The organism is Streptomyces sp. NPDC037054 (genome assembly GCF_055606745.1).
Genome location: NZ_JBVJSJ010000016.1, coordinates 48,675 through 60,200 on the forward strand (window position 1 = coordinate 48,675; position 11,526 = coordinate 60,200).

The following is an 11,526-nucleotide window of genomic DNA, read 5'->3' on the forward strand; positions in this document are numbered from 1 at the left end:
CTTGCGCCGGCTGTCGCGCCAACGCCTGCGACGTCTCTTGTCGGACGCCTTCTGCGCAGATTCGAGACTGCGCAGGTGATCTATCGTTTAGTGCAAGGGGCGAAGCCAGTCGGCGATGCCCTGCCCCTACCTGACTGCCGAACGCCACCCACTGCCAACGTGGTCGGTCGCCGTCAAACGCCTATCGGCGTGCGCGAACGCATGCCCAGAGCGCACCGATGGCGGCGACGGCGAGGGCCTGAAGAGCGCCGATGGCACCCCCAGGTGTGCTTGCCTTCTCACCGGCAACCAGCACGCCTGTGGTGATCAGGACGTACGGAAGGACGAACAGGATGGTGCGACCGGTGCGGATCGGGTTCATGATTTCCTCTCCCTTTACTTGGTAGCGGCCAACCGCCGGAGACGCTGCCTGATTGCTCTGAGGTTGGGTTCTGCACGAGGGATGGGAATCTCTTGCAGGAGTGAAATGACTTCGTCCCCCGCGGCCAGGGCATGTGTAGATGGCAGGCGCCGCCAGCAGCCAACTGCGTTGCTGACGGCACGCACGGTGGTTTTGTGCGTCGGGCCGAGGAGGTTGTGCCACGCCCTAGCGATGAAGATCCAAATCTGCAGAGCGTAACGGTCATCGCGCATGAGCCAAGCGATGTCGCCGCGAACGCTTCCGGCTGCCAGCGTGTAGAGGTGAGTTGGGCCGTATTTCGTGGTCAGTTCGCTTATCAGTGCATCTGCGCTTGTGGCGGCCTCTGGGAAGCGCCCCTCTCTGGCGGTGACGCAGATTTCTTCAAGCCGTGCCCGGTACGGCTCGGGTAGCGGCTCGTACGGACGGTCCGGAGCGAGAGGTTCGTCCCACGGCAATGCGACGGGGGGTTGGGTGCTGGACGGGCCCGGTGGTGGGGTCACCTGGGTGTCCACCTGTGCAGCCCCCTGTGCCTTGGTCGAGTCGTCCGAGAGCGGTTCGCTGGTGCCGTCCCTGTTGACCTGGATGGCCAGGGTGTAATGAGCCTGCTCATCATGGATGACGGCGCGGACGGGGGCATCGAGAGCTGCGGCCTCCAGCTGAAGGTGGGAGAGGACGGCTTCGTTGAGCGAGGCGCCCGGAGGCGGGGCGAAGAACTCGTCATCGATGAAGCACGTTCCGTCGGTGGTGATGCGAACCTGGACCATCGCGTCGGTGGCGTTCATAACGTCTACTCCTTCCTGGCCGAGAGAGGGGTCAGATCGTGCTGGTGCCGCCGGCGCCGGGGAAGGCGGGTTCGGCCCAGCCTCGATAGCGCAGGCGCCAGGTGCCGTCGGTGATGTCCTTGCGGTGAACGATGCCGATGCTCCCGGCCCTCAAGATGTCGTTGCTGGCGACCATGTCGTCGCCCAGGTACAGCGCGACGTGGCCAGCCGACTCGCCGGTGTCGTAGAACAGCAGCGCGCCGGCCGGCGGGTTGTTGTCGCCGGGGTGGGCGAGGCCCATGTCGACCAGGCGGTCCCAATGCGCATTGGCGGTCACTGATCCGCTGTTTCGCCAACCGTAGGCCTGGGCGACGAAGTTGTCGCATCGCCGATACCAGCCGGCGCTTCCGGCGGCCCGGCGAGCCGCGCTGATCGCCTGGGCCGGGGTGCGGGGGTTCTTCGCCGTGAAGTGGGCGGCCGGGTCATCGCTGCCGTCGCTGTCGCATCCGGTGGACACCGAGGTCACAGCATGGGTGCCCCACGTTTTGGCGACGAGAGCGCCGGCGTCCTGCTCCCACTTGGCGTATGCGTCAGGGGTTCCGCTTCTCTGGACGGCCTGGGCGACTTTGGTCAGGGGCCTGGTCTGCCAGTCAGCGACCTTGACCAAAGCGTCGTAGAACTTGCCGGATGCGTAGACCGGGTCAGTCAGCTGGGCGACCGTTCCCCATCCCTGACTCGGGCGTTGCTGGAAAAGGCCGACGCTGTCCCGGTCGCCATTGTCGAGGTTGTCGAGACTTGATTCCTGCATTGCCGTGGCCACTGCTATGACCGCGGCGCGCGGGGCGAGACCCCGGGTTCGGGCGACGTTGGTGATCGTGGCGGCGTTGCGTCTCCGGGCAGCGCTCCACGTCGCATGGGTCTGCGGGCCCTGTGGGTCGAGCGGGACGATGACCTGGGAGTCGGTGGGTTGGGTCGATCCGTCGAATTTCACCGGGTCGCCGGCCGAACCAGGGCCGCTCTGTCCGTTGCCGACGGGCTGCAGACCGCTGTTGCAGGTCTGGGCGTTGGCCTCGCCGGTCGCCCCGGCCACGACCAAGGTGCTCAGCGCCATCACCGACATGAACGCCGCGAATACCGCGATGGCGACGTTGCGAACGGCCTTCACCCGACCCCCCGTCATAAACGCACGTGAATCACAAGGCCAAGTAGAGCATTACCTCCCTCCCGTCGGCTATCAAGATGTGCCGACCTCCGGCACCGCCCCGCGAAAGAGGGCGAGGACAGCGGCGGTGCTGATGCGCCACTCACCGCCGACCTTGCGGCCGGGGAGCTCGCCGCGTTGGAGGCCGGCCATCACCGCACCTTCGTCGTCCGCAGCCAGCCAGCAGCTTCCTCAACTGTCAGGAAGTCGGGCATCAGACGAGCGCTGAACTGGGCATTTGGCCATCCGTTAAGTCTTGCTAGGGAGTCTTCGGCGGTGGGCTTCTCTGGCATGCACCTACCTCGCGCAGAGCTCGGCCAAGGCGTCGCCGACGGGCCTCGGCTACCGAACGGGTGATCGTAGGCGTACCCTAGCCCGTCGTCAGGCTCATAAACAGTTGTTGTCAAGCTTGGGTCTCTGTACGTTGAGGCCGATTCGGCCCGTACTGGACCCAGTTCCGCGACGCGAGGACGTGGAAGGAGTGACGATGTCTGTCGCGCACCACGTGGTGACGCTGGCCGCCAACGGCAGCATCGGGAATCTGGTCAATGGGATAGCCCCGGACTGGGGGCCGTTCGCCGCTCTGGGCAATACGGCGCGCACTGTGATTCAGGCGATCATGGCTGGGGTGGTACTCGCGCTGCTGGGCCGGGCGGCTCTCGGCGCTTTCCACATCAAGGTGGGCGAGGGCCAGCACGACGTGGCGCAGGTCTCCAAGGGCAAGAAGGAGGTCGGCGGTTCCCTGATCGGCGCGTTCGTCGTCGGGTCACTCGGCACGATCTTCACGATCGTCTACGGCATGGGGATCTGAGATGACACGCAACTCCCCACCCCCGCGCCGTGGTACCAAGACGCTCGGCGGAGACAGCAGCGAGTCGGTACAGGGCAGGAAGCCGTTGTGGCGTGGCGCGGCGGTCGCCGGCGGGCTGTTCGTGGTCCTGCTCGTCCTGGCCGTCGTGGTCAACCTCGGTCGGGGGAGCGGTAGTACCACTGACCCGAGCGGCACTTCCAGCCTCGGCCCGACGCACGGCGCGGCGCCGGGGAAAAACCCTGGCGGTGCAGGCGGGAATCCGCAGACTTCCGCCTTGAAGACGGTCGACGGCGTTCCGGTTGGCTATCCCCGCTCCCAGGCCGGCGCGGTGGAGGCCGCGGTCAACTATCAGATCGCCCGGTCTTCGGCGAAGTACTTCACCGACGCGACTACGCGACACAAGATCATCGCCGCGATGGCGACATCGGAGGCGCGCGACAGGCTGACCGACAACGACGACACCGGCATGAAGCAGGTGCTCTCCTCGCTCGGCATCAGCGACGTCAACGCCGACAGCCTCGTGGCACGGGCTGCGGCCATGGGCACCAAGACCGTCAGCTACACCGACCAGGTCGCCACTGTCGAGGTCTGGATGGCCGGGCTGATCGGTACGACCAGCGAGAAGGCGCCGCTTCCCGTCTCGGCGTCCTGGACCACCTACACACTCACCCTCCAGTGGCAGGAGGGGGATTGGAAGCTCTCGTCAGTCACATCGGTGAACGGTCCGACGCCGGTATCCACCGGCAGCGAACCGAGCTCGGTCAACGACTTCCGCACGGCTGATGAGGAGTTCGATGCGCCTCCCTACATCGGCTGAGACGAGGCAGCGACTGTGTACGCGACTCCTTGTACTGATGGGGCTGACGACCACCTTCCAGGTGCTCTTCGCAGCAAGGCAGGCGCACGCCAACGAGTTCAGCGACTGGTCGTGTAAGAACATCCCGTTCGCGGACAAGATCTGCCACACGGTCGAGGCCACCAACAAAGCCGTCGACTTCATGAGTGACCCGCTGGGGTACATCGCGCAGTTCTTCAACAACGCGGTGACCTCGCTGTTCACGCAGATGATCAAGGCCCTGCTGTCGACCACCCGGATCGACTGGGGCAGCTCGGGGTTCCTGCGCACGTACAGCATGGCGTTCGCTGCTTCCGCCGTGCTTACCGTGATCCTCTGGCTGATCGCCGCGGCCAAGCGTGCTTTGCAAGGAGTCCCGCCGTTGCAGGCGTTGGGTGAGTCGATCGGCTTTCTTCTGATCTCGGTGGTGGTCTCGGCTCTGGCACCAGCCGCCGTCGCTTACGTCACGGAGCTGTTCGACGAGGCCGCCGAGGCGATGTTCGCGCCGGTCGCTGGGGACGCGGCGAGCATGGTGGTCACCGTCACCTCGGGTATGGCCGCGCTGATGGCGATTCCAGGCGGCGCGGTCATCGTCATCTTCCTGGCGATGTGCATGCTCACCGCTGTCGCCGGGGTGTGGCTGGAGTTGATCGTTCGCAACGCGCTGATTCTGGCCGGATTGGTGTTCGGTACGTCGGTGTTCAGCGGGCTGGTGGACAAGAGCCTGTGGAACCACACCAAGCGGTGGATCGGTGTCATGGGCGCCATCATCGCCAGCAAGTACGTCACCTTGACCACGATCGCCCTGGCCACCGGCATGCTGTCCACCAGCGGCGACGGGGACGTGTCGGTCGTCCAGGCATTCGCAACGGTCTTTACCGCGCTCGCCTTGCTCTTCTTGGCGCTGTTCCTGCCGTTCTCCTTGGCTAAGTTCCTGCCGCTGGTCGGGGACGAGTTGCAGCACATGTACCAGGCCCGCGACGACCTCAAAGGCCGGGCGCAGAACCTCGGCAGCCAGGTTGGTGACACCTTCGGTGAGCTCAGAAGCCGGTTTGGTGGCGCATCGGACGGCGGAGGCGACGGCTCTGCCGAAGTCGGTGGTGGGGGTGCCGCTGGCGGCGGTGACGGCGGTGGCGCTGAGGGAGAGGCCGGCGCCGGGGAGGAAGCTGCGGGAGCGGAGGCCGCAGCGGCGTCCACCGGAGTCGGCGCGGCTGCCGTGGCAGGCAAGAAGGGCGTCGACATGGCCAAAGAACAGGCCGAAAAGACGGTCGATCGGGCCGTGGACGGCGCCACCGCAGGCACCGGAGACGACGCCCCCGCTGCCCCGGACACGCCATCGCCCGGTTCGGACACTGGTGTCGGCGAAGCCGTTGGGAGTGAATCAGGAACGGTTGTGTCCGGCCCTGGTGGCCCGGCGGGCATCTCCTCGGAGCACATGCCGCCTCCGGCCGCGCCCGCACAGGACCACACCGCTGTAGCCGGCGATGGGGTCGGCGCTCCGGAGGCTGCTCCGCCGTCATGGTCGCGCTCCGAGCCGACGGCCGATGAGCTAGCCCAGGAACCTGACGATGATCAGCCGCGATGATCGACTCCATGATCGGAATTTTGTTCGATGCGTACATTCACGTTCCCGAGGCCGCGGCCACGCGGCTTGCTCGGTCGGAAGCTGGAGGCCGACGAACAACTCGTCCTAGGCGTCGGGTTCGTCGGCGGCCTGAGCCTGGTCTGGCTGCTGAGCGGCGTCGTTCTCAAGCTCATCGCGTTCTCGGTGATCGCAGGAAGCTGTGCCTGGGCGACGCTTGCCCCGTACAAGGGGCGCACCTATCTCAAGTGGTTCGAGATCAACCGGACGTACAAACGGCTGTTGCGTGACGGTTCGCTGCTGTACCGCTCCAAGGCCGCGCACGCGGGCCGGATGGCCGACGGGCGCCGTGTGCCCATCGACGTGCCCCCTGGTGTGCCGCAGGACATGGAGTGGATCTCGGCGCGCACCGCGTTCGGGCAGATCGCTATCCTCCTCCAGCCACACGAGCTGATGTTCACCGCGGCGGTCGAGGTCGAGGCGATGCGGGATTTCGGCAGCCTGGACACCGACGACAAAGAGGCCCTGATCCGGGCGTACGAGTTCCTGCTGAAGTCGACGGCGGACGGCGGCGGCCGGATCCGCCGCCTGCAGTGGATCGCCCGGATCATCCCCACCGACCCCAATGCGCACGTCCGGGACGCCGCCGCGCGCCGCGACCCGTACGCCCCGGCCTGGCTCGACCACTCCTACGGCGAGCTGATACGTCAGGTCGCCGTCACCGCCGAAGACCGCCGGCTCATCCTCGCGCTCGGCATCCCCTACACCTCCGAACTCGTTGCCGAAGCCCGCCGCTACAACACCCTTCACGAGGGCTACGCGGTCACCTTGGGCAAGGAGGTCGAGTCGTTCATCCGCTCGCTGGCACGCGGTCAGCTGCGACACGTGCGCAACCTGGACGAGGCAGGGCTCGCCTCCTACCTGCACCACGCCTACGACCCCAGCCACTGGATCGACGACACCACCGGTATGGACCGGGTCACCGCCTGGCCCGCCGAGCTCGATGCACGCCCATCCGACCACATGGTCTCCCGCAGCTGGGAGGCCTCCCCGGACTCCTGGTTCTCGCGCACCGCATGGATCAAGGAGTGGCCCGTCCTGCCTGTCGGGATCAACTTCCTCGCGCCGCTGCTGCTGTACGTACAGGACGTCATCGTGTCGATGTCGGTGACCATGGACCTCGTTTCCACCGACCAGGCCATTACTGAGGCGATGGCTGACGCCACCAACGAGCTGGGGCAGGCCGACAAGCGGGCCGGGAAAATCGAGGACCCCCGCGAGCAGAAGGCGCAGAAGGCCTCCCTGTCCACCATGCAGGAGATCGCCAACGGCGCGGCAGGTATCCGCCTGGCCGGGTGGCTGACCGTCACCTCTCCCAGCAGCGAGGCATTGCGCCGCGACGCCGACACCATCCGCAACGCCGCCACCCGCAGCGGGCTGCGCCTGGAGTGGTGCGACAAGGAGCACCACCGGGCCTTCGCCAACACGTTGCCGTTCACCAGTGGCCTGATCAAGGAGGGACGCTGATCAGACGTGCTGGAGATGTTGCGCACCCAGACGCAGACCAGGCGGCGGGCAATCCGCTCGACCTCCGCCAATGCCTGCGGCCTGTACCCGGCCGTGGGCGCTGCCAGCATGGATCCGCGCGGGGTGATCATTGGGCGGGAGGCCTACAGCGGCAAGGCGTACATTTTCGACCCGTTCATCCTCTATGACCCAAAGGCGCGCGTGCGCCTGCCCAGTCCGCACGTGTTGGTTCTGGGTAAGTCCGGGCACGGCAAGTCGGCTCTGGAGAAGACGTACGTGTTGCGTCAGCTTCGGTTCCGCGACCGAAACTTCTGCGTCCTGGACGCTCAGGGTGAGGATGGTACGGGGGAATGGGACGGCATCGCCCGTGAGCTGGGCATCAAGCCGATCCGTCTGATCTATGGGGATGCCGAGGCCGGCGAGGGCATACGCATCAATCCGCTCGACCCACGCATCCCCAGCGAGCACCAGTTCAAGGTGCTGGTCTCCATGATGGAGATCCTCGTCGGCGGGCCGCTGTCCTCGCAGACCAAGTTTGCCCTCGCCGAAGCGCACAAGGCCGCCTCGGCGAGCGCTCGCGCGCACGGCCGCGTTGCTGTGTTGTCGGACGTCCTGAACGCACTCACCGCCCCGCGCGAGGCCCTGCTGGGTCAGCAAGCGGTCGGCCCAGAGGAGCTGAGCGAGTGGGGTCAGCCCGCCGCGCTGGCGCTTGACGAGCTGTGCAACCCCGACCGGGACCTGGCGGGTCTGTTCGATGGACCGACCAGCGAGGGTATCGACTTGGACGCCCGGCTGATCATCTTCGACCTGACGCGGCTGCCACGCGAGGGCGAGGCCATGCCGCTGCTGATGGCGGTCATCGGGCCCTGGATCCGGTTCGGGTGGATCAAGCCCGGCGACGACATCAAAAGAACCTTGATCGTCGAAGAGGCCTGGCACATCCTGAGCCACCGCCCCGTAGCCCGCCTGTTCGAAGAGCTGGTCCGCTACGGCCGCCGGCTCGGCCTGTCCTTCTGGGCGATCCTGCACCATCTGGCGGACTTGGTCCTCGAAGAGGCCCCCGAAGCCGCCGCGATCCTCAAGCTCACGGCGACGCGGGTGGTGTACCACCTGGATCGGGAGGAAGCCGAGAAGACCGCTGACTACCTGGGGCTGACCTCCTGGGCTCGTAAGTCGCTGCCGGATGGGGCGAACATCTGCGCCCCCGGGCGGGCGATCTGGCAGGTCGGCTCTCGGATCAACCTCGTTGAGCACATCCGAACGGCGACCGAGGTCCGGCTGACCGACACCAACAGGCGCATGACCGAGCGTTCCGGAACCAAGGTGACGCCGCCGACGGCGCCGATGATCCGTCTGCGCAAGGGGGCCGCTGCATGATGCCCAAGGCCGCCGTCCCGAAGACCGCCGTACGGCTGCGGATGGGCCGCGACGCCATCTGGGTCATCCCTCTGATCGTCGCCTTCACGCTGACCGCGCTGCTGTGGGCCTCGGCGGTGCTCTCCGGGCTGCTGCAGCACGGCCGGCCCGCGGCGGTCGGCTGGAACGCCGCCGGGAACGGCATTCTGGCGATCCTTTCGCACCCCGGCGAACCGGCCACCGTCTGGCCCCACGCCGGCGTCGGCGGGCCGATCGCTTTCTGGAGCTCCTTCACCTTTCTGCTGGTCGCCTCCGGCTGCGGGGCGTGGAAAGGCTACTCGTGGTGGAAGCGGCGCGGTGTCGGCGGTGCCGACGGCATGGCCACTGTGGCACAGCTGGAAAAGGCCATGGGGGAGAAGCAGGCCTTGGCCCGGGCTTCCTCCCTGCTACCCACCATGTACGAGAAGGACCCGAGCTCGATCACCATCCGGCACGTCGCCGTGCATATCGGCAACGCCGACCCCTCAAGCATCCCGTTGTGGATCACGATCGAGGAGAGCGTGGTCCTGGTTGCGCCTCCTCGGGAGGGCAAGACGAGCCAGATCATCCTCCCGGGCATCCTCGACTTCCAGGGCACGGTGTTGGCCACCAGCTCCAAGACCGACGTGCTGTACAACACGGCGGTGCTGCGCAAGGAACACGGCCCGGTGTGGGTTCTCGACCCGACGGGGCTGTCTGGTTGGCCGAACCAGTTGCGGTGGCCGCTGACCGCCGGGTGTGAGCGCTATCAGGTCGCCCGCAAGCGGGCCGAGACGCTCGTCGCCACGACCAAGAGCGAGGAGGGCACCTCCAATGGGGGCTACTTCTCTCTCAACGCCAAGACATTGATCACCTGCTGGTTGCACGCCGCCGCGCTGAACAAGCGACCGGTGTCCGATGTGCTGAGCTGGGCGGCCGATCCGGACAACCGGGAGGCCGTCGACCTGCTCGCGCTCCAGGGCAAGCATGCCTTGGCTGAGGCCCTGGCCGGCCAGCACGCCGCCGCGGAAGAGGAGCGCAGCGCGACCTGGCGAACAGCCCAGCAGTCTTTCATCGCCCTGTATGACGACAATGTCGCCGCCATCTTCGCTCCCGAGGGCGACGCGGAGGTCTTCGACATCGAGAAGTACCTCACCGAGGGCGGCACACTGTTTGTGATCGGCGAGGATGAAGAAGGCTCGGCGCTCGCGCCACTGAACGCCGCATTCGCCAAGGCGTTGTTCGACACGGCCAAGGCGATCGCGGGGCGCGCCCCCAACGGGCGGTTGCCCATCCCTCTGGGGTGCTTCCTGGACGAACTGGCCAACGTCGCCCCGCTGCCGGAAATCCCGAGCCTGATGAGCGTCTCCGGCTCCCAGAACATCTTCGTCATGGCGGTCCTGCAGTCCTACGCCCAGGCGGAGGAGCGGTGGGGACAGCTCGGCGTGCGCAAGATGATGGCGGCCGGCACCGTGAAGATCTTCCTCGGTGGTATCTCGGACCCCGAAGAGCTCAAGGCGTACTCCGCGCTGGCGGGAGAGTTCGACGAGGACGTCGCCTCGATCTCTGACGACGGAGACCGCGTGTCGGTCTCCACTTCGCTGCGACGCCGCGCGGTGCTGGAGCCGGCCGAGATTCGCATGATCCCCGAACGAGGCGGCCTGGTTTTCCACCGTCGCACCCCGGCGACTCTGGTCAGCTTCACCCGTGCCCACGAAGGACCGCGGGCCGAGGAAATCAAGGCCGCCACTCGCGAGGCACGCGAGATCGTCGCGGGCCGACGTCTGACGTTGGACAAGGCGGGCCGCGCCGATGGCTAACGGATTTGACGACCTGTTCAAGGCGATGGCCTCGGTGAACGAGGAGGTCGTCTCCATGAACGCGGAGCTGGTTCTGCTCGGCGAACGCGTAGCGGTGCTGGAGGAACACCGCGCCGCTGGCAGTGGGGGCCACTCCGGCGGCGAGGGCGCCGAGGAGGAACGTGTCGTCGGTGCCCCGGTGCGCTGGGCTGAGCTCAAACCGGCCGAGCGAGCAGCGCTGTGGCCGGAGTTCGTGGCCTGGGTCATCTGGGTGGCCGACCGGTACGAGGTGACCAACGACCAGCTCCCCCGGCAGTGCTGGTGGCGGCACGGTGCCGTGGTCGAGGAGCTGACCGCTCTGTGGACCTCCCACCAGTCTGCCTATGCCCCCGGCGAGGACGCCGGCTCTGCCCCGTACCTGTGGCAGGACGCCCTCGCCCGGGCGATCGAGCGGATCGGCCGCCTGTGGGTCGGTGCCTGCCGCAACGGCCACCACCGCGACCGGCACCGTGAGAAGTGGGGCGGTGATGAGGAGTACCTCGCCGGGATTCTCGCAGCCGCACCCACACCCGCCGACGGCGGCACCCGGGCAGAGGCCGGTGGGAAGCGGGAAAGCTCCGCTGTCTCACCGGGCGCAAACGCTGAAGACCATGACACACCCCCTGACGGCGAGTGACAGCAAGGAGAGATCGCGATGGCAATGAACCGGTACGGCGTGGAGGCTCGGGCGTACTGGCGGCGGTGGCTGCCCAAGCGCTACGCCGCCATCCCCGACCCCGTGGCCTTCTTCACCAACCTGGGCGAGCAGGTCGAGCAGCAGGTTGGCGACCTGTGGGACCAGCTGGTGGCCAACGACTGGCCGCCGGCGGACGAGACGCACGAGCAGCGCGTCGGACGGCTTGGCATGCTCAAGGCGCGAGCCGAGTACGAGGTGATGAGCGAGTTCGTGCGGCTGCCGCCCGAGCGCGAGGCAGCCGCTGAGGCCGACGCGGACGACGGGCTGCTGGAAAGCGACGAGCAGTTCGCCGAGCGTATGCGGCGAACCCAGGAGCACACCGAATGGGTGAGTTCCACTGCCGACGCTCTGATCGACGGCACGACCACCTTGGATGACCTCACCGACGAGCAGTTGCGGCAGGTACTCGACTACATGACCCCGTCCTTCCTGCGCCTGTTCGGTACTTCGGTGGAGGACCTGCGATCCCGGGGGCGCAACGTGTAGCGCCCCTAATCCAC

Annotated in this window: 11 protein-coding genes; 8 read left to right on the top strand and 3 right to left on the bottom strand. The window is 66.9% G+C overall.

Going from position 1 to position 11,526, the window contains the following annotated elements; all coding sequences use genetic code 11:
* Positions 1 to 181: 181 nt before the first annotated feature.
* From ACZ7D7_RS30530 to ACZ7D7_RS30540, 3 genes are read right to left on the bottom strand one after another with little or no spacing between them, the layout of a single operon-like run.
* Positions 182 to 361 (bottom strand): hypothetical protein, encoded by a 180-nt coding sequence (locus tag ACZ7D7_RS30530; protein ID WP_470828525.1) that lies wholly within the window; start codon positions 359 to 361, stop codon positions 182 to 184.
* A gap of 14 nt (positions 362 to 375) precedes the next feature.
* The gene (locus ACZ7D7_RS30535; RefSeq protein ID WP_470828526.1) at positions 376 to 1,182 is read right to left on the bottom strand and encodes a hypothetical protein; all 807 of its coding nucleotides are present in this window, start codon (positions 1,180 to 1,182) and stop codon (positions 376 to 378) included.
* 31 nt (positions 1,183 to 1,213) lie between these two features.
* The gene (locus ACZ7D7_RS30540) at positions 1,214 to 2,326 is read right to left on the bottom strand and encodes a hypothetical protein (RefSeq protein WP_470828527.1); all 1,113 of its coding nucleotides are present in this window, start codon (positions 2,324 to 2,326) and stop codon (positions 1,214 to 1,216) included.
* 523 nt (positions 2,327 to 2,849) lie between these two features.
* On the opposite strand from ACZ7D7_RS30540, the gene ACZ7D7_RS30545 reads away from it, so the two are divergent.
* From ACZ7D7_RS30545 to ACZ7D7_RS30580, 8 genes are read left to right on the top strand one after another with little or no spacing between them, the layout of a single operon-like run.
* Entirely contained in the window at positions 2,850 to 3,173 is a 324-nt protein-coding gene (locus tag ACZ7D7_RS30545; protein ID WP_366837082.1) for a hypothetical protein, read from the top strand.
* Position 3,174: 1 nt separating this feature from the next.
* Positions 3,175 to 3,990, top strand: coding sequence for a DUF8175 domain-containg protein (locus ACZ7D7_RS30550; RefSeq protein ID WP_470828528.1), 816 nt, complete (start codon positions 3,175 to 3,177; stop codon positions 3,988 to 3,990).
* 37 nt (positions 3,991 to 4,027) lie between these two features.
* Entirely contained in the window at positions 4,028 to 5,593 is a 1,566-nt protein-coding gene (locus ACZ7D7_RS30555; protein WP_470828530.1) for a hypothetical protein, read from the top strand.
* A gap of 27 nt (positions 5,594 to 5,620) precedes the next feature.
* Positions 5,621 to 7,117, top strand: a complete 1,497-nt coding sequence (locus ACZ7D7_RS30560) for an SCO6880 family protein (RefSeq protein WP_470828532.1) — start codon at positions 5,621 to 5,623, stop codon at positions 7,115 to 7,117.
* Positions 7,118 to 7,132: 15 nt separating this feature from the next.
* Positions 7,133 to 8,494: an ATP/GTP-binding protein gene (locus ACZ7D7_RS30565; RefSeq protein ID WP_470828629.1), complete on the top strand. Its 1,362-nt coding sequence runs from the start codon at positions 7,133 to 7,135 to the stop codon at positions 8,492 to 8,494.
* Positions 8,491 to 10,311 (top strand): type IV secretory system conjugative DNA transfer family protein, encoded by a 1,821-nt coding sequence (locus tag ACZ7D7_RS30570; RefSeq protein WP_470828534.1) that lies wholly within the window; start codon positions 8,491 to 8,493, stop codon positions 10,309 to 10,311. Before ACZ7D7_RS30565 ends, ACZ7D7_RS30570 begins: the two co-directional genes overlap by 4 nt.
* On the top strand, positions 10,304 to 10,966 hold the full coding sequence (locus tag ACZ7D7_RS30575) for a hypothetical protein (RefSeq protein WP_382227918.1): 663 nt from the start codon (positions 10,304 to 10,306) through the stop codon (positions 10,964 to 10,966). Before ACZ7D7_RS30570 ends, ACZ7D7_RS30575 begins: the two co-directional genes overlap by 8 nt.
* Positions 10,967 to 10,984: 18 nt before the next feature.
* A complete protein-coding gene (locus ACZ7D7_RS30580) occupies positions 10,985 to 11,512 on the top strand; it encodes a hypothetical protein (protein ID WP_470828536.1) in 528 nt (175 codons plus the stop codon).
* Positions 11,513 to 11,526 lie beyond the last annotated feature (14 nt).